The organism is Desulfovibrio sp. JC010, from assembly GCF_010470675.1.
Classification (GTDB): domain Bacteria; phylum Desulfobacterota; class Desulfovibrionia; order Desulfovibrionales; family Desulfovibrionaceae; genus Maridesulfovibrio.
In genome coordinates this window covers 136,227-154,700 of record NZ_VOIQ01000008.1, presented here as the reverse complement: position 1 = coordinate 154,700, position 18,474 = coordinate 136,227, and the positions used below count along the sequence as shown (strand labels likewise).

Sequence of the window (18,474 nt, the reverse complement as noted above, 5' to 3'; positions counted from 1 at the left end):
TTACAGCCCCATGGCTTGCATAATGGTCGCATTGACCTTGTTAACATCAAATTTTTCAGCCGCATATTCCAGCGAAGCATCACCCATGTACTGCAGGGATTCTGGCTGAAGAATGAATTTTTCCATAGCCTGCTCCAATGCAGCAATGTCCTTTACCGGAACCATGAATCCGTTCTGCCCTTCACGCACAGTCTCCCGGCATCCGGTGGTATCAGTGGTGACAATAGGCCGTCCGGAAGCCATGGCTTCCAGCACCGAGCGCGGTGTTCCTTCACGGTATGACGGCAGTACGTAGATCGAACAATTCTTTAGTTCTTCGCGCACATCATCAACCGGGCCGACACATTCAACTCCGCCATTCTGCCATGTTGCGATTAAATCGTCACTTATTGAATCCGGTCCGTGGTCATGGGGGCCGACCAGCCTGAACCGGGCCTGCGGATATTTTTTCTTCAAGCGGACAGCTGCTTCGGCAAATTCACGCACGCCTTTTTCTTTGAGCAGCCGTGAAATACACAGGAACACAGGATCGCCCTGCGGAACAGGGGAGCTTGCGTAGTGCCCTAGATCAACCCCGGATCCATTGGTAATCACAGTAACTTTATCCTGCGGGATGATACTAGTATTTTTAAACAAATCCCGGTCATCCGGGTTCTGAAACATGACTGTGTTGTTACAGGCCAGTCCGGCGCGGTACATATTTTTGACCAGCTTGAAGAGCAGTCCCCGTTTGCCGGAGGTCTGACCGAAGGCATAGCCCAGCCCGGTGATCATGGAATAAATATTTTTAACCCCGGCCAGCTTAGCAGCGATGGAGCCGTAGATAACAGGCTTGATGGTATACGAAAGTACAGCGTCCGGTTTAGTTTGTCTGAGTATTTTTATCAGAGCGAAAAGAGCCACCAAATCTTTAAGCGGATTCATGCCTTTTCGTTGGATGGGTGCCTCAATGAATTTAATACCCATGGCGGCCAGCTTTTCAGGCACGTCCGGGGAATCCAGCGGGGCAATGCCGTAGACTTCATGTCCGGCATTTTTCATGGCACGCAGCATAGGGCCACGGAAATTTATGAGTGACGGGCCGTACCCGCCGATAATTGCAATTTTCATGACCCGATCTCCCAGTGCTCGCACCAGCTCTGGAACATCAATACACTCCAGATTTTATACTGGTTATCCTTGATCCCGGTCAGGTGTTCGTTCCATGCAAGGCGCACCTCTCCCACGTTGAAATACCCTTCGTTATCCAGACGGTCCGGGGCCAGCAGTTCTTCGGCCCACTCACGCAGCGGGCCGCGCAGCCAGCAGTCGATGGGTACGCCGAAGCCCATTTTCGGGCGTTCGATCATTTCCTGCGGCACGTATTTGTACAGAATCTGACGCAAAATATGTTTGCCCTGACCGTTGGCTATGCGCAGATGCATGGGCAGACGTTGGGAAAATTCCACTATCTCATGATCCAGAAACGGTGCGCGGGTCTCAAGGCTGACAGCCATGGCTGCCCGGTCCACTTTGGTCAGGATGTCGTCGGTCATGTAGTTGGCCGCGTCCATGAACTGCATCCACGCGGTCAGGTTGTCCTGTTCCGGCTGGCGGTTAGGATTCTGGAACGGCCCCTTGAACTCACGGGCACCCGGCACCACGGTTTCGGGATTCAGCCAGATTGAAGTCAGATCGCGATAATAGTCTGCAGCAGACGATGCGCCCATCACATTGGCCAGCTTATGTATTTTCTGACCGGGTAAACGTATCTGCAGGCTGGACGGCAGGAACGGGCCGTACATCTTGAACACTTTGTTCCAGCTTTGCGGCGGTACCGATGAAATCCAGCCGGCAAGCATTCTGCGCAGCGGGGCGGGAATGTTTTTAAGATTATTCCACAGGGAGCAGCCTTTGAAATGACGGTTGTAGCCCGCGAAAAGTTCATCTCCGCCGTCACCGGAAAGGGCCACGGTCACATGTTCACGGGTCATGCGCGAGACTAGGTGGGTGGGAATCTGCGAGGAATCGGAAAAGGGCTGGTCCCAGATCTGTGCAATCTGCGGAATTACGTCCAGCGCGTCCTTGGGGGTGACGTACAGTTCGGTGTGCTCGGTTCCTATATGCTTGGCCACGGCCTTGGCGTCATCCGCTTCATTGTATGCTTCATCATCAAAGCCGATGGTGAAGGTCTTAACCGGTGCCAGTGCGCATTGCTGCATCAGGGAGACGATAAGCGAGGAATCCACCCCGCCGGAAAGGAACGCGCCCAGCGGTACATCGGAGATCATTTCCCGCTCAATGACTTTGAGCAGCAGGTCTTCCAGCGTTTCAACAATCGCATCATCCGGGGCAGTGAAAATTTTGTTTTCAGCTTCACGGGCACAGTCCAGCAGGGACCAGTATGGCCGGGGCTCCATGAGCTCGCCATTAGCGCGTAAACAGGTCCATGTGCCGGGCATCAGACAGAATGTATCTTTGAAAATTGTGTGCGGGGCGGGAACGTAGCAATAGCGTAGATAAGCGGCCAGCGAGTCGCGGTCCACTGTGCGTTTGAAATATTTTTTGTAGCCCATGAGAGCTTTAAGCTCCGAGCCGAAGAGAAAATTATCACCCTGCCGGGAATAATAGAGCGGCTTTTCGCCCATGCGGTCGCGGGCAAGGAGCAGACAGTGCTCTTTGCGGTCCCAGATGGCAATGGCGAACATGCCGCTAAACCGTTTCAGGGCTTCTTCAAATCCCCATTGTTCAACGGCCTCCAGCATGACTTCGGTATCGGAATGGCCGCGCCAGCCCGGAAAGCCTTCGGTCTGTTCAAGTTCTGTACGCAGGTCGCGGTAATTGTAGATTTCGCCGTTAAAGACAGTGACATAGCGGCCTGACCTGGAATGCATGGGCTGCACGCCCTCTTCGGTCAGGTCGATGATGGCCAGTCGGCGGTGGTCCAGCCCTACGCCCCACTCAGGATCGGACCATTGGCCGCAGCCGTCCGGGCCGCGCATGTTCAGGGCGTCACCCATTTTATGGGCAATACGTTCCAGACGTTTCGCATCTGAAGATTTGGTAAGATCAATAAAACCAGCGATTCCACACATAGTTGCCTCCGGCGGCCCTTCGGGAACCAGAGGAGAGGGGAAAACCCTTTTGCTAACGCCAAAAAGTGTTTTCCCCTCTCCTCTGGACTCCTCACCCCTTTCCCAAAACGTGTTAGTTGGGGGTATTTGAAATATTTTAATTATTAGCCCAGCGAAGCTTAATAAAAGTTTTTGGGATTCTTAAACCCTTTTTACAAAAAGGGTTTAAGGCCCCCGGCAGGGCCGCCGGAGGCTTAATTGCGCGTATTATCCGCGAATTTTAATCTGCCTTTACCCAGAAGATCGTGCAGATGAATCATGCCTGTGAGCGTGCCTTCTTCGTTTACAACAGGCAGCACGGTGATCTCTTTGGATTCCATGATGTCGAGGGCCTGCGCTGCGGACATGTCCGGGGTTATGCGCAGGGGATTTTCGATCATGACTTCGCGGGCGGAAATTTGTGCGTCAAAATTGCCGGAACAGACCATGCGGCGTACATCTCCGTCGGTGATGACCCCGGAAAGTTTGCTGCCGTCGGTGAGGGCAACGAGGCCGAGGCCGCCTTTGTCGAGAACGGTCAGGGCTTCGGAGAGCGGTGCGTTCTGCGCGGCGGCGGGTATGTTGTCCGTGTGCATGAGTTCGCTGATGCACAGGGTCAGCCTGCGGCCCAGTGATCCGCCGGGATGAAATTTTTTAAAATCCTGACTGTCAAAAGCTTTGTGGTCCATGAGGCAGACCGCCAGCGCGTCGCCCATGGCAAGGGCTGCGGTGGTGGATGATGTGGGGGCCAGCCCGTGGGAGCAGGCCTCGCAGGGGACTTTGGTCCTGATGACGATATCCGAGAGACGGCCCATGGTGGACTCTGTTTCAGAGGTGATGGAAATTATCTTGGTACCGAAGGACCGGATAGCCGGAAGCAGGGCGTTGAGTTCGTCGGTCTCCCCGCTGTTGGAAATGGAGATTACCACGTCTTCTCTGCGGACCATGCCGAGGTCCCCGTGGGCACCTTCAACAGGGTGCAGAAAAAAGGAGGGGGTTCCGGTGGAGGACATGGTCGCGGCTATCTTGCGACCTACCAGTCCTGATTTGCCCAGTCCGGTGATGATTACCCTGCCTTTGCAGCCGGCCAGCATTTCAACGGCTTTTGCAAAATCAAGGTCCAGTGATTCGCGGATGGAGGCCAGTCCTTTTTCTTCAATTTCAAGGACTTCCCTGCCTCGTTTTATGAAGTCGGAAAGTTGTTTTTCGGTCATTTTTACCTACTTTACGAGTGAGGTGAGGTCGAAAATGGGGCCCATGATGGCGACAACAATGAACGCGATGAGCATGCCGATGAACAGCAGCAGCATTGGTTCAGCCAGTGCAACCACACGTTTCATGAAGTTGTCCACGTCTCTTTCGAAGATGGTGCCCATGCGTTGCAGGAATTTGCCCAGTTCACCGGATTTCTGTCCGGCGGTGAGGGTCAGGATGTAGATATCGGGATAAATTTTCTGTTCCGCAAGCACGGCACTCAAAGATCGACCTGTAGCGACTTCTTCACGGGCTTCGGCCATTTTCTTTTTGAAAAATGTGGAATTTACAGCGTTGGCAGAACTTTCCATGCCCTGCACAAGGGGAATCCCGGCATCGATCTGGAAACCGAGAATGCCGGAAAAACGGGCCAGTGTACTCTTCTGGACCAGCGGCATTTTCCAGAGCAGGCCATCCACTTTTTCCCGGAACTTGGGCACGGATTTGTACGCGCTGTAGAGGCCGAAAATGATGCATAAGGGGATGAGCAGAGCCATGGGGCCCAGCCCTTCAAGGGTATTGCCCAGCGCGACCACTATTTTGGTGGAGGTGGGCAGTTCGCCTTTGGCGGCTTTGAATATGCCGGTGATCTTGGGCAGAACTTCGGAAAGAAGGAAGTATACCGCGCCCATACCGATGAGCAGGATAACCACCGGATAAACCATGGCGGTCATGAGCCGTCCGCTTACTTCAGCGCGTTCTTCTTCGTATTTGGCGATGTTTTCAAGCACGTCACCGAGTTTACCTACAGATTCGGCAACCTGAACCATGCCTACGTATACTGTGGGAAAAATTTTGGGGTATTTGCCGAGACAGGAAGAGAAGCTCTCCCCGGACTGGACCGCATCACGGATTTCCATCCATGTATGGCTGGCCTTACCGCCGGTCATGCGGGCCATCATGTCTAGGGATTGAGCCAGCGCGGTACCGCTCTGGAGCAGGATGCCGAGATAGTAGAAAGATTCACCCAGCCTGATTTTGCCGCCCATGGACATGGACGCAGCCAGCGACTGGGTAGAGCTTTTTTCTTTTTGCCCGGATTTGACCTGTTCCAGACGCAGGGGCATCAGCCCTTTGCTTTGCAAAGTGGCAAAGGCCCGGGACTGGGAAGAGGCTTCAACAAAACCCTTTTTCTTTTTCCCTTCGCCTGTAACTGCTCTATATTGATAAGTGGGCATTGGGTCCTACTTGAGTTCGACTATGAGTGAGAGCATCTGGCCTTTGCGTTCCACATCCATGGAGATGGCGGAGGCCCCGCCGAGGGAACCGTAAATCTGCAGCAGCTTGGTCGGTCCGGTAATCATTTCACCGTTAATGCGCATGAGCACATCGCCGTTTTCCAGGCCAAGCTTTTTGAGCATGGAATTCGTCCTGATATTGGTGACCCGGAAGCCTTGGGTTTTGCCGCCCTTGCTGCGGGGCTTGAATAGAGCCTGCTTGAGAAACTGGTTGGGGTCATCCAGAATTTCTTTGGCTTCTGCCTTATTGACCGAAATTTTATTGGTCTTGCCGCGTACAAGCTTCATATTCTGGACTTGATCCCACATGGCGACTTTTTTCTGTTCGCGCCCGTATTTCCAGATGACGTATTGCGGCTTGATTTCATCAAGGGTCCAGCCTTCGTAGTCTTCGCCTTCGCGCAGGATCACGGTTTCCTTTTTGATACGGAAAACAGCCATATCGGTTTCCCCGGTCAGGATTCCGATCAGAGTCCATGTGGAGGGGGTAACTTTGGCTTTCTTTTGTAATTCAGCTGGGTTGTCCAATCCAAGAACGTTCTTTTCAAGAATCAGCTTTGAGTCCTTTTCAATTTTGGTTGCCGCATCAGAGGAAAAAGACTGGCCGAGAATGGGCGCAGTGGGCTTGGGCAGCGGTATAAAGGACGACACAAGATAGGCGGCAGCCAGCCCGAAAGCGAGCGGCCACAGCCATGCCGGAAATTTGGTGACTTTAAGGTCCATTAAAAATATATCCTAATTATTTTTCTTCAATTTCAGCGTAAGAATGGTAGTTGTTTTTAATCCACTTGTCCATACCCTTGGTGTCGTGGTAAATGTCTAATCTTAAAAGCCTTTTTCGTGTCGTCTTAGCCGAGCTGTAATAAAAAAGCCTTACTTTTCTGGAGAGCCGGGCACTGAAAACGTTCTGGGTGCCTTTGACCTTGTGGATGTTCATTCCCGGTGTGCCTGCGTCCTGAACGTCAAAGCGGATCAGGGTTTCAATGACCTTTTTGAACAGCTTGAACTGGGTGGAATAGACCTTTTCCAGATCGGCGATAAAGCTGGGCATGGCCTCACTTTTGGTCAGCAGGGATTCAAGTATTTCGGTGACTCTTTCAAATCCTTTCCCGGATCCGGCAGTCTTTTCGGTTTTACTCTGTTCTTCCAGGCGGCGTTGCTCGTCCTGAAGCTGCTCCACCTCTTCTTCCAGCAGCTGATGGTAGCCTTTGACCTCTTCCATTTCGGCCATGAGGACGTTGACCTGCTCAGCAGTTTTTTTGCTTTTCCCGAGATAGAAATGGAGCATGCGCAGCAGGTGGTCTTCGGTGACCGGCTTGGGAATGAAATAGGTGAAAACATCGGACTGGGCTTCATCTGTGGCTTCGGCATCCATTCCGGTCAGCAGGATGACCGGGATATACGGGTATTCCTCACGGATGTAAGGCAGAATATCGACCCCGCTTAAGCCTGAGCCTTCAAAATGTACATCCAGCAGGATTACATCCGGTTCTTCTTCTGATTCTTTTAAGAAGGCCAGAAATGAAACCGGATCGTAGAAAGATTCGTGTTTTTCAAGGATTCCCGCATCACGAAGAATTGAAACAGTGTATTCGTGCAGACGCGGGTCATCGTCTGCCAAAACAAAAAAGTACGGATCCTGTTCCGGGGTCATTACTTATCTCCTGCTGGAATGGCCCCTGCGGGGCCGAAGGTTCCAAGGGGAATGAGTACGGTTACTTCAAGCCCCTTGTTGCCCAGGGTTTCTGTGTTTCTGGCTGAGATGTCAAAGCCCATGTTGTCGCCGAAAAATTTAACGAAAACGGTTCCCTGACCCATTGCTTTGCCTTTTCGTTTTGCCGAAGGCACGGCCTTTTTGAAAAGGTCCTGCAGACTGTCATCGGAGACGCCGCCTCCGGTATCCGTTACCCGTAAGCGGGCGTGGGTACCCTGTACGTCAGCGATGATCGATAAGCGGGGTTTGAAGGTTTTGAAGTCTTCGCTGCCGTTACGAAGCAACTCAATCTGGTGCAGTTCCATGGCGGTCTGGCTGTTCCTGATCAGGTTGATCAGTATTTCCCATGTCTTATAACGGTCTACAAGGATTTCTTCGTCCCTGCTTAACCATTTTTCAAAATCATAATTCAAGTCCAGCCGTTTACGGGAATGTTTTTGGTCGTTTTCAAGTCTATCTGTAAGGTTTAGGGCCAGTTCGTCAAGACCTATGAGCTGCGGTTTAAAGGAAAGTCTTTTCTCCAGATCGCGCAGATGTTCAACAATGCTCTCTTCAAAAGGGGTGACAATCTGATTGTACAGCTCCCGTTCCTTTACTCTGGGCAGGTCGTTGACGATGGTATGAATCTGCGATTTCCATGAATTCTGCAGGACCATCAATTCATCTTTAACCATATTGGCCTGCGTGATCATGTCGTCGGTCAGTTTTTCCGTGGCAACCATAAGTTCCAGCTGTCTGCGTTTCTGGCGTTCATCGCGGATGGATCTTTCCCGGTCCACTTTTTCCCGGTCGGCAGGAGACTTACGTTTGGTCATTATGAACATGAATATAATGGCCACTACGTAAAGTGTCATGAAAGAACGGCTCAGGAAAAGTTTTGAAGAAAAGTTTCCGGTCATGTACAGCAGCCGGGAAAAGATGAAGGCAAAAAAGATATTGAAAAACCCTACATAGGCCATGGTTTCCCGGCCACCCAGCCTCCATGAAAAATAAAGACTGGAAACCACCAGAAAGATGCAGAAAATATAATGTCGGGAAATGCTGTCCGCAACAAGGTCGAAAAGCACGTAGGCCAGAATGTAGAATGTCGCAAGGACAGGAAGTCTCCAGCCGGTGTTTTGGGAGTGTACGTCTGTCTGCCGGCCCGTATGTCCGGAGAGGTAATCCAGTATCTTTTTGTATATCTTGCTCATCTGGCTCTTTCGTGGAAAGGGTTGTTATGCTTTTGGCTTCTTTTGCCGTAATACCGGGTTATGGGCAAGCGGTGTTTTGCGTTCATGCTTGACTTTTGTGTGCTCTGCTTTAACACATCCGGTTGGAAAGTGCGATTGCATTGCCAGCGGCGGTGTTTTAAGGTGTTTTCAAAACTTCTTTTCTGAAAAAGATAACGTTATGAATATAAAGTCAATCATTCTGGTTCTGTCAGCCTCTATCCTTATTGCGTCCGGCTGTACAAAGCAGCCTTCCCCGGTATCGGACGAGCCTTCGCTTGTTACTGATGAAAGCCTCGATGTTTCCATGCTTGTCGGGCAGGAACCGCTCAGCCTTGCCGGATTTGTGGAATATGCAGCCTCGCAGCAGTATTCTTCGCTGGACAGCATTTACAATCGACCACCGGACGATATGTCCGGAAATTATTACGTTCAGCTGAGCAAAAGCAACGAGGTGGTTAATCTGGCTGAAGATGTAACCACCTTTGTGCATGAAGGAAATATTCTTGCCGCAGGATTCAAAAACGGGGTGGTCCGCATGTACGGCAGCCGGGGCTGTGCGGCGGTGCAGGCCGTGTCGGAACCCGTAAATTCCGTGTCATGGTTTCCTGAATCAGATTTTGTTGCCGTATCGTCCGGAGAAGGAAGGGCTGTTGAGATTTTTAATGTTAAGCAATGCGCTCGGGTGCGGGTGCACAATGTGAACAGTACCGTGGATATCTTTGCCCTTTCTCCGCGCGGAAGCTGGCTCGCTTTGGTTGATAAGGCCCGCAGGCTCTGGGTCGGCCCTGCTGCCGGGAAGCTCCGCAGGATTGACCGTTTCACTTACAAACCGCTTTCCCTGACTTTTTCCAATGAAGAAGGAATTCTCATGGGGGTGGATGCTACCGGGAAAATGGTTATGTGGAGCCCTCTGAAACTGACCCGTATTTTTGACCAGAAAATCAAGGGCGGACCGTTTAAATCTGTGAAAGCGGAAGGAGCCCGACTTAATATTGTAACTGAAAAGGATGAACGCTTTCAGTGGGATGTAAGTCAACGGATCAAAAGTCCGTATTATGAACAGAAAGACGGTTTTTTTCTGAAAAACGGGGTCTTGTTTTACCGCTCTCCGCGAAAAAGTTTTTCCAAAAAAGTTTCTTTTAAACCCGCTTCTTTTGCTGTTGAGCGATCCCCTTTGGGCAAGGTCTATCGGGTCAGAGATATTGACGGAGAGTTTCGGTATTATTCATCACTTAGTGGTGTTCCTCTAAAGGAAGAGTATGATTTTGCCGACTGGAAAAAAGTGAAGCTGGATCGGAATTACGGTTTTTCCGAGCGCGGACGGGATTTCGTCTTGGCCGTTCCCATTGCCCAGCGCGAATTTCAGAGGTTGTATTGCAGGTATATACCAAGTAAAGGGTATTACCTCTGGTGGCAAAAAGTGGCCCGACCGGATGATTATTTCAAGTTTCGGGGCATGCTTCCCCGCCGTAAGGGAATCGCGGCAGACTCTCCTCTTGAGTGGGAGTCTCTGGAAAGAGGAAAAACCGACATCAGGGACTGATCCCAGACAGGTTTAATAATAAGTAGAGGAAATTATGCAGAAAAAAAGAATTTGTATTGCCGACCTTAAAAAGGGTCAGCGTGGTTTCAGTCTCATCGAGTTGATGATTGTTATTGTTATTCTCGGCCTGCTGGCCTCCATGCTGGTACCCAAAATCATGGACCGTCCCAACGAAGCAAGGGTCACCAAGGCCAAGATGGATATGAAGGCCCTTGATTCAGCCCTTAAGCTTTACAAGCTGGACACCGGACGCTACCCCACCACCGAGCAGGGATTGCAGGCTTTGATCACCAAGCCGGAAAGTCGTCCTGTCCCCCGCAACTACCGCAAAGGCGGTTATCTTGATTCCACCACTGCCCCGGTTGATCCCTGGGGTTATGATTACATTTACAGAAGTCCCGGTGAGGACGGACGTCCTTACGAGCTTATTTCCCTCGGTGCCGACGGCATGGAAGGCGGTGAAGATTACGACGCTGACATCAAGAGCTGGGAATAGCCGGAATAAAATAATCTTATGAATATGCATGCTGCCCGCCGATCTTCCGGCGGACTGACCTTCATAGAACTGTTAATTGTTCTGTTCATAGTGGGCATGGGCTGGTTTACGCTCATGCCCAATCTTGATCTTGCCGGAGACCGGGGGGACGACAGTCTCAATCAGGTAAACGCTTTGATTTACGAGGCCAGAACCGAAGCGGTGACTAACGACATCCGCCAGTATGTGTATATTGATTTTGAAAACGGGCTGGTCAAATGGAATGGGGAGGAAGTTTCCCTGCCTTCAGCTGTGTCCAGCGGGCATTTCAATGAATATCCTGCTGATGAGGGCGGGGTTGAATTCACCATCTATCCCGCAGGATTCAGTGATGAAGTGAGGCTGGTGCTTTCTGACGGGCTGACCGTTGTTCTTGATCCTCTTGCGGTCCGGTTCGGGGAGATTTAGCTGTGGCGCAGAAGAATGGCTTTTCCCTGATAGAAATCATTGTGGCTCTGACCATTGCCGCCACCCTGTCCATGAGTTTTCTCGGTGTGCAGCGGCAGAGCGCGCTCATGGCCCAGTCTTCCAAGGATTCATGGAACGTCCTGAATCTTTCGCAGGATATTCTGGCTCATAAATATCCTGATAAATTGAATGTAGTTTCCTCGGGCTGGGTGTCATGGCCCGGACCGCCTGAAGGCAGTTTCAGGGTCGGTCTTGAAACAGTATCTTCCACAGGCAAGGGCTTCTATACTCTTGAAACCCGCAGTGAAGACTATACCCTTGGGTGGAAAATTTATCGGGTCTCACACAAAAAGAAGCTGTTTTAATGAGTTTTTATCCACGCAACCATTCTTCGTCTGACCGGCAGGCGGGATTTTCGCTTATTGAAGTGCTCATCGGACTGGTCCTTTCCGGGCTGCTGATGAGTATGGTTGCCATGGTGTTGGGGCAGTCGGTCACCAACAATGAGGTTGTCCGTTCCAGTGCCGGTCTCTCTTCGCGTCTGTTTACTCTGCGCCGCATCCTGCATCGCGATTTGCAGAATATTGTGCCCGGCAGGATGGTCGGTGCCGGTGCGACAGGCCTTACCTTTGAATCTAGCCATTCCATTACGATAGAAAATTCAGGACCTGTGGTTGTGTCCTGGGATTTTTCATCGGAAATGGTTCGCAGAATTGAAAAATCTCCAGACCTTGAATTCGAGAATTCACAGCTGTTGATGCGTGGGTTAAAGTCCTGGAGGCTGGAATTTCTGGATATTGATAAAAATGTCTGGATTTCTCTTTCTCAGCAAAGAGCTAAGGGGGTAAGCGACAGATCGACTGTTAAGGCTTTCCGGCTTAGGCTGAACTTTGAGGACGGCAAGGAAGTCATGCTGCTTGAGAGGATTCCGTATGCCCAGGAATAACGAATGCAGTTCAAGAGGCGTGGTGCTGGTCATTGTGCTGGTGCTGTTCATGGCCCTTTCAAGTCTGACGCTGATGACCATTGAGGTCAGCTCCCGCGGGGCAGTGGAAGCCAGTCGCGTGCGCAGTGAATATGAGGCTGGATTCAAGGCTGAGGAAGCCTTGTATATGATCTACAACTTACTGGAAAATGATAAAACTCCTTTCTCCGACACTCCACGTGAAAAATGGTTCGGCAAGTGGGAGGATGACGGCCTTGTCATAGAAATTTCTCCCTGCAACGGTAAAATCAATATTAATAAAATGATCAGATCGGGGAACAGAAAAAGGTCGCTGGACATTTTAAGCAATATTCTCGGTAAAGGGGCTGATGTAAGGACCATGGCCGGAAGCCTTGCTTTCTGGGCGGGCATAAGCGTAGATCCCAAGCTGGAAAAAATGGATAATTTTTTCTATGCCTCGCAATCTCCAGCGTATTCCCCACGGAAGAGTCAGTTGCAAATTCCGGAAGAGATTCTTCTCGTACGCGGTTGGGAGGACCTTGGCCGGAACTGGATAGAAGAAAACTTCACTGTCTGGGGATCACCCAAGCTGAACATAAATTTTGTGTCCCGCGAAGTTCTGTTGGCTTATTTTCCGGATCTGGGCAAGAAAGTGCAAAGTATTATGCATTGGCGCAGAACAAGGGGATTTACTGACATCAGTCAGGTGCTTTCCGTTGTGGGATTGGATTCCGACTCCAGTCTGTATAAGAATATGATTGAGGAACTGGAAGTGAAATCCGGTTTTTTTGAAGCAAGGGTCGCTGCCACTGTGGGCGATTGTACGGTAGTCAAGAGATATATTATTTCCCGACAGAACGCTCTTGAGATCGGGAGTTGCAATCTGGTTTACCAGAATGATGTTTCAGTAACTTTTGCGGAAGATCAGTAAATGGACAAACACACTGCTAACAGGTATAGGACAAAGCCATAGATGGCCTTTAAAAAATTAGTATATATTCTTTCATTCAAGGGAAATGAACACCGGTGGATGATGTTTGACGGCAAGAGCTTTACCGAATCGGAAGGCCCTGCCGAAAAAAACAGATATCCGGTGGTTGCCCTTTTGCCTGATCCGCTTTTCTTTTTTTTCAAGCCGCGCGGGGCTATCAAGTCCCGGCACGCCAAATCCGCCACCATGATGCAGATGAACTATTCCTTTCCCATGCAGGATGAGGAATTCAAGGTTCTGCGTCCTTCCGGCGGTGCCGTGCTCGGCTACAGCGTTCATGATCTGCTGGACCGTTTTCTGGACCGGCATCGCGAAGTTCTGACCAAAGCCACGGTGTTGACCTCGGAGTTTGCTGTATGCTGGAGAGCTGCGGTTGCCGAAGGACTTTCTGTCTGGAGCTGGAAAGGACAGGGCATGCGCATTTTGGCTTGCGGGGATGAATTGACCTACTTCCGCGGCAGTGAAGATGAATTCAAAAGCAGGTTTGAACGGCTTGGTCTTGACGGTGATCCTGAAGAGCTGGAGCTGAAAAAAGCCTGCGCTGTACTGCATAAGAAAAAGGTCCGCTGGTCCAGACTCAATCTCCTCAACGGCATCCGTTCCGGTTCCGGTTCTGATAAGTCTGTGACAATTGATTACAAGCCGTACGCTGTGGCCGCAGTTCTGGTTTCACTGATAGGCATGCTATTTATTGCCGGACAATACCACCGCTTCCAGCAGAGCAGCCTGCAGGCAAAAGAATGGCGGAATAAACTTAAGCAGGTTTATGTAAGTGCCCTCGGTCCCAATCCCGGTTCCGATCCTTACGGTAAAATTTTATACAAGCTGGACCAGCTCAAGAGCGGTGGGGACGGTGGCGGTATCGATGTACTTGGACTTCTGGCCGTACTTAGTGAAAGTGCTCCGGTGGGTATTGAGATTGATGGTTTTTCCCTTGGCACTGATTCCGGAAATATCCGGGGCAAGGTCAGCAGTTATGAAGAACTTGACGCCATGATGGAAAAACTGGCCGCGAACAGTCAGTTCAATTTTGTTCTGGAGCAGGCCAACAATATTGAAGGCGGGATCAGCATCAGTCTGCGCGCTGAGTATAACCGCTAACCTCAGGTAAGCTAATGGATCTGGAAAGATTTTACATATGGCAGGACTGGCCTGCAGATAGACAGAAGCTTTTTTTTGCGGGATTGGTTGCAGGCTGGGCGTTGATCATTTTTATGATCTGGTCCGGACTTGCGGACTCCCAGTCCAAAGCCGAGCGGGTCATGTTTTCCAGCAAACAGAAGTACGCCAAGGTGGTTCCGCTGGTGGAGCAGCTCAAGGCCGGTGAATCCTCGCGTGGTGCGCTGGTGGACCGTGAACCCATGACTGCTGCCCAGCAGGTCATTCGTGATCTCGGTCTGGACGGAAGACTGACTTCTCTGCGTCCTCTGCAGGCCGGGGCCAACTCCGGAGAGGGGGTGCAGGTGTTGCTCGAATCCCTTAACCTGCCGGAACTTGTGGCTCTGCTGCGTGATTTCAATGTACGCGGGGCTTTGAAAGTTACAAATTTCAATATCAACCACAGGCTGGACTCCCCTGAGTTGGCTGATGTGCAGATCATTCTTGTCAGGTAGGTCAGCCGGATGAAGTTTATTCCAAATATTTCCTTTAAATTTTCTTTCAAAAAAGCACTCGGCAGTTTTTTTCTGTTTCTGGCCGGGCTGATTCTCGGTGCTTTTCTGTTCATGCCCTGGGAAGTGGCCTGGTCACAGGCTTTCAAGCTGGCTGATTCGAAGATTTCCAAAGCCACCATCCAGTGGGGCGATTTTATCAGTGCCGGACCGATGTCTTTTGAAGTGACCAATGTTCTGGTGACAACAAATAAAGGACTGACCGTAACAGTTCCCCAGCTTGGTGTATCGCTCGGTCTGTCTCCGCTGGTTGAAGTGCGGGTCAAGACCGGGCCTACCCTGACAGCGCGGCTGTTCCAGACCAAATCCCTGACCCTTGGGGGCGGGGTTGATCTGGCCAAGCTGGTCCAGATGGACGGTCTGGGCGGCAAGGTGCGTATTACTTCAGATGTAGGCTTTCCTGAATGGGGCAAACCGCCACGTACAGGCAGTCTCGTGGTCCGTTCCGATGCCGTTGAAATCCCCGGTGGAATGATTGCTGAGGATGTCAATGTAAACGCCGTGCTGGCCGGAAAGCAGTTCCAGCTTAACTCATTCAGCTGCGGACAGCCTATTCCGGTAACTGCCAAGGGCAGTGCCACTCTGGATTGGAACAGACTTCCAAACTCCTCTTATACCATCAGCGGGACAACCACTTTCGGCACAACAGAGCGTCAGTTTTCCAAATCCGGGCAGCTTAATAAGTATCTTAAGTTCTGATGCGCTATTGCGCTTTTGATGAAAAGATTTCGCCTCCGGCGGCTTAAGACCTTTTTGAAAAAAGGTCTTAAGAATCCCAAAAACTTTTAATAGGGATTTGGCGTAGCATGATTTCCAATAACATCCTTTCTTTTGCTAAATCGGTGCTTTGTGAAGTGCTTGAGCCCGGCTGTATCGGGATTGATGCTACAGTAGGTAACGGCTACGATACCGTTTTTCTTTCTGAGAAGGCCGGGGCCGCTGGACAAGTCTTCGGATTCGATATTCAGGAACAGGCTGTTAAGCAGACAGAAGAACGCCTTAATGAAGAATGTCTTCCGCAGAACTGGACCATCTTCCATGCCGGGCATGAAAAGATGCTCGAACTTATCCCGGCGGAATTCCATGGCCGGGTCAATGCGGTCATGTTTAATCTCGGTTTCCTGCCGGGCAGCGACAAGACGGTCATCACCAAGTCCGAAACAACGCTGACCGCCATCAAGGCGTCTCTCGAACTCCTCGCCAAGGGCGGCATGCTCTGTATCGCCATTTATGCCGGGCATCCCGGAGGGGACGAAGAAGACGTTGCCGTGCGCGAGTTCTGCACTTCCCTCGACTACCACACCTACAGGGTCATCCAGAGCGAGATGATCAACAAACCCGGACATCCCATACGAATGTTGTTCGTGACTAAGCTTTAAACAAAAAAACGGACCTGAAAATTCAGGTCCGTTTTTATTTTAGACAGTTTTTTTACGCTAGTCGGCGAAGCCTTAATAAAAGTTTTTGAAGAGTCCAGAGAAACTTTTTTCAAAAAGTTTCTTTGGTCCCCGAAGGGCCGCCGGAGGCATTCTTTATTTAAAAAATCCTTTCACAACTTCCACAACTCTCTGCGCATCTTCTTCGGTCATGTGCGGTCCCATGGGCAGGGAGAGCACTTCGCTGTGGATGGCTTCACTGATGGGCAGGGAGAGGTTCTCCATTTCCTTGTACGCGCCCTGCTTGTGCGGGGGGATGGGATAATGGATGGAAGCTTCAATTTTGTTTTCTGCAAGATGTTTGATCAAGCCGTCGCGGTCCTTGCAGCGCACTACAAAGAGATGCCAGACGGACTGGATTTCATCACCGATGACCGGAAGCACCAGCGGGGTCTCCTTGAGTCCTTCAAGGTAGATGGAGGCAACGGTCTTGCGGGTCCAGTTCCAGTTGTCCAGTTTGTCGAGCTTAACGCGCAGGAAAGCGGCCTGCATTTCATCAAGCCTGCTGTTGAAACCCTTGCACTTGTGGACGTACTTTTCAGTTGAGCCGTAGTTGGCCAGCTTGCGCACCCGGTCGGCAATTTTATCGTCCATGGTGGTCACGGCTCCGCCGTCGCCGAACGCGCCGAGGTTCTTGCCGGGGTAGAAGCTGAAAGCCGCTGCATGGCCCAGTGTACCGGACATACGCCCTTTGTAGACCGCTCCGTGGGCCTGTGCTGCGTCTGTTACCACAAACAGGTCGTGCTTTTCAGCAAAAGCCATAATCGGGTCCATGTCCGCGGGCTGGCCGTAGAGATGTACCGGAATGATGGCTTTGGCGGCCGGGGTCAGTGCTGCTTCAAGCTTGGACGGGTCCATATTGTAGGTTGCTTCCACCGGCTCCACCGGGACGATGTTGGCTCCGGTGCGGGTAACTGCCAGCCAGGTGGCGATAAAGGTGTTGGAAGGTACCAGCACGTCATCACCGGGACCGACTCCGGCGGCGCGCAGGACCAGCTCAATGGCTTCCAGTCCGTTTCCGCAGCCGATGCAGTGTTTTGCTCCGGTGTAGAGGGCGAATTCCTTTTCAAAAGCTTCTACTTCATCACCGTGGATAAACCAGCCTGATTCAAGAACACGTTTTGCAGCGGCATCCATTTTCGGGGCCAGTGCCTGGTAAGTCCAGCCTACGTCGAGAAATTTAATCTGCTTCATTTTCTTTCACCGCCTTTATGAAATCTTCATAGGTGTAGTAATAGTCACTCGGATCGTAATATTCCGAAGCCAGCACCAGACAAACGGATCCGGAGGAGAAGTTTTCAAGCTCACGCCAGGTCATGGTCGGTACGTAAAGCCCGTAGTAGGAGCGGTTCAGGGTGAATCTGGTTTTGTTTTTACCGTCATCAAGTACTACGTCAAAGCTGCCGGAAGCAGCGATAATGTACTGCCTGAGTTGCTTGTGGGCATGCCCGCCACGGGATTCTCCGCCGGGAACGTCGTATAGATAATACACTCTTTTGATATCAAAAGGAATATGGCGGCTGTTTTCTATAAAAGTAAGGTTGCCCCGGTTGTCGTGGACCTTGGGCAGGTCGATAATTTGCGGTTTGTCTTCTTTGATCATTTTTTGTCCTTCATTTCCAGTTCGACCAGCCGGATGTATTTTTGGAAAGTGTAGAAAAAACCGTGCAGGGCGACGATGAATCCGGCCCGTCCGTCACGGAACCCGGCCTTGAGTATATACTGTTTGAAAAATTTGCCAAATCCGTGACCCAGTGCCGATCCCAGTGAGCTGCGCCTGCCCCGGGAATAAAGGTCTTCCGCAGCATCCTGAGTATAGCTGTTGATCTTATCCAGATGCTGGAAAAAGTTTTCGTAAGGGTAATGGATGATATCACCGCGCACTTCCCCGGCTTTGTTTTTCGGACGCAGTTCTTCGTGAGGCCTGATGCCGCCGATGGTTATGCCGTCCCTTTTGTAGATGCGGAAGAGTTTGTCCGGATACCAGCCGCTGTGCATGATGAAGCGGTCCAGATACCATGAGCGGCGCGGACAATAGTAACCGTCCACGTCGTCAGGATTGCGCAGTTTTTCAATGATGGATTTCTGTAGTTCAGGGGAAATGATTTCGTCCTGATCAATGGTCACCACCCACGGGGTTGTGATCTGGGTCAGCGCGAATTTGTGCTGTTCAATGGCCCCGTTCCAGTCGTTGTGGACGATGCGTGCGTTGTGCTTACTGCCTATTTCACGGGTAGAGTCCGTAGATCCGGAGTCAATGAGCAGGATTTCATCGCAGAAGGAAAGGCTCTGCAGACATTCGTCAAGCAGTCTTTCGCCGTTGTATGTAAGTACCAGTCCGGTGATTTGATTCATTGGCGCCTTTAATTTCAGATAAAAAATATTGTCAGGTTAACCAACAGATTGTAGGCAGGCGCACGGCGCGAGTCAAGT

At 51.0% G+C, this 18,474-nt stretch carries 20 protein-coding genes; 10 read left to right on the top strand and 10 right to left on the bottom strand.

The window, feature by feature from the left end; translation table 11 throughout:
* The 7 genes from FMR86_RS10855 to FMR86_RS10825 form a co-directional block, all read right to left on the bottom strand.
* Positions 1-1,110, bottom strand: coding sequence for a glycosyltransferase family 4 protein (locus FMR86_RS10855; RefSeq protein WP_163351312.1), 1,110 nt, complete (start codon positions 1,108-1,110; stop codon positions 1-3).
* Positions 1,107-3,074, bottom strand: coding sequence for an asparagine synthase (glutamine-hydrolyzing) (gene asnB, locus FMR86_RS10850; RefSeq protein ID WP_163351310.1), 1,968 nt, complete (start codon positions 3,072-3,074; stop codon positions 1,107-1,109). Before asnB ends, FMR86_RS10855 begins: the two co-directional genes overlap by 4 nt.
* A 233-nt stretch (positions 3,075-3,307) precedes the next feature.
* Positions 3,308-4,306 (bottom strand): SIS domain-containing protein, encoded by a 999-nt coding sequence (locus FMR86_RS10845; RefSeq protein WP_163351308.1) that lies wholly within the window; start codon positions 4,304-4,306, stop codon positions 3,308-3,310.
* 6 nt (positions 4,307-4,312) lie between these two features.
* A complete protein-coding gene (locus FMR86_RS10840) occupies positions 4,313-5,524 on the bottom strand; it encodes a type II secretion system F family protein (protein ID WP_163351306.1) in 1,212 nt (403 codons plus the stop codon).
* A 6-nt stretch (positions 5,525-5,530) separates the two neighbouring features.
* A complete protein-coding gene (locus FMR86_RS10835; protein WP_163351304.1) occupies positions 5,531-6,307 on the bottom strand; it encodes a type II secretory pathway component PulC-like protein in 777 nt (258 codons plus the stop codon).
* A gap of 16 nt (positions 6,308-6,323) precedes the next feature.
* Positions 6,324-7,238, bottom strand: coding sequence for a response regulator (locus FMR86_RS10830; protein ID WP_163351302.1), 915 nt, complete (start codon positions 7,236-7,238; stop codon positions 6,324-6,326).
* Entirely contained in the window at positions 7,238-8,491 is a 1,254-nt protein-coding gene (locus FMR86_RS10825) for an ATP-binding protein (RefSeq protein ID WP_163351300.1), read from the bottom strand. Before FMR86_RS10825 ends, FMR86_RS10830 begins: the two co-directional genes overlap by 1 nt.
* Before the next feature lie 199 nt (positions 8,492-8,690).
* Between FMR86_RS10825 and FMR86_RS10820 the strand changes: the two genes are divergently transcribed.
* The 10 genes from FMR86_RS10820 to FMR86_RS10775 all read left to right on the top strand — a co-directional run bounded on the left by FMR86_RS10820 (position 8,691) and on the right by FMR86_RS10775 (position 15,984).
* The gene (locus FMR86_RS10820; protein WP_163351298.1) at positions 8,691-10,055 is read left to right on the top strand and encodes a WD40 repeat domain-containing protein; all 1,365 of its coding nucleotides are present in this window, start codon (positions 8,691-8,693) and stop codon (positions 10,053-10,055) included.
* A 34-nt stretch (positions 10,056-10,089) separates the two neighbouring features.
* Positions 10,090-10,551, top strand: coding sequence for a type II secretion system major pseudopilin GspG (gspG, locus tag FMR86_RS10815; RefSeq protein WP_163351296.1), 462 nt, complete (start codon positions 10,090-10,092; stop codon positions 10,549-10,551).
* Positions 10,552-10,569: 18 nt separating this feature from the next.
* Complete coding sequence (locus FMR86_RS10810) at positions 10,570-10,998, top strand: Tfp pilus assembly protein FimT/FimU (RefSeq protein ID WP_163351294.1); 429 nt, start codon at positions 10,570-10,572, stop codon at positions 10,996-10,998.
* Positions 10,999-11,000: 2 nt separating this feature from the next.
* Positions 11,001-11,363: a type II secretion system protein gene (locus tag FMR86_RS10805; protein WP_163351292.1), complete on the top strand. Its 363-nt coding sequence runs from the start codon at positions 11,001-11,003 to the stop codon at positions 11,361-11,363.
* A complete protein-coding gene (locus FMR86_RS10800) occupies positions 11,363-11,944 on the top strand; it encodes a prepilin-type N-terminal cleavage/methylation domain-containing protein (protein WP_163351290.1) in 582 nt (193 codons plus the stop codon). The genes FMR86_RS10805 and FMR86_RS10800 overlap by 1 nt, the downstream gene beginning before the upstream one ends.
* Positions 11,931-12,875, top strand: a complete 945-nt coding sequence (locus FMR86_RS10795) for a general secretion pathway protein GspK (RefSeq protein WP_163351288.1) — start codon at positions 11,931-11,933, stop codon at positions 12,873-12,875. Before FMR86_RS10800 ends, FMR86_RS10795 begins: the two co-directional genes overlap by 14 nt.
* A gap of 42 nt (positions 12,876-12,917) precedes the next feature.
* Entirely contained in the window at positions 12,918-14,036 is a 1,119-nt protein-coding gene (locus FMR86_RS10790; RefSeq protein ID WP_163351286.1) for a hypothetical protein, read from the top strand.
* 14 nt (positions 14,037-14,050) lie between these two features.
* Complete coding sequence (gene gspM, locus FMR86_RS10785) at positions 14,051-14,548, top strand: type II secretion system protein GspM (RefSeq protein ID WP_163351284.1); 498 nt, start codon at positions 14,051-14,053, stop codon at positions 14,546-14,548.
* Between the two features lie 9 nt (positions 14,549-14,557).
* A complete protein-coding gene (locus FMR86_RS10780) occupies positions 14,558-15,304 on the top strand; it encodes a hypothetical protein (protein ID WP_163351282.1) in 747 nt (248 codons plus the stop codon).
* Positions 15,305-15,411: 107 nt separating this feature from the next.
* Positions 15,412-15,984, top strand: a complete 573-nt coding sequence (locus FMR86_RS10775; RefSeq protein WP_163351281.1) for a class I SAM-dependent methyltransferase — start codon at positions 15,412-15,414, stop codon at positions 15,982-15,984.
* A 153-nt stretch (positions 15,985-16,137) separates the two neighbouring features.
* Here FMR86_RS10775 and FMR86_RS10770 read toward each other — a convergent pair whose 3' ends face one another.
* From FMR86_RS10770 to FMR86_RS10760, 3 genes are read right to left on the bottom strand one after another with little or no spacing between them, the layout of a single operon-like run.
* A complete protein-coding gene (locus FMR86_RS10770; RefSeq protein WP_163351279.1) occupies positions 16,138-17,235 on the bottom strand; it encodes a DegT/DnrJ/EryC1/StrS aminotransferase family protein in 1,098 nt (365 codons plus the stop codon).
* Complete coding sequence (locus FMR86_RS10765; RefSeq protein WP_163351277.1) at positions 17,222-17,644, bottom strand: FdtA/QdtA family cupin domain-containing protein; 423 nt, start codon at positions 17,642-17,644, stop codon at positions 17,222-17,224. Before FMR86_RS10765 ends, FMR86_RS10770 begins: the two co-directional genes overlap by 14 nt.
* Positions 17,641-18,396, bottom strand: a complete 756-nt coding sequence (locus FMR86_RS10760; RefSeq protein WP_163351275.1) for a glycosyltransferase family 2 protein — start codon at positions 18,394-18,396, stop codon at positions 17,641-17,643. Before FMR86_RS10760 ends, FMR86_RS10765 begins: the two co-directional genes overlap by 4 nt.
* Positions 18,397-18,474: the final 78 nt, after the last annotated feature.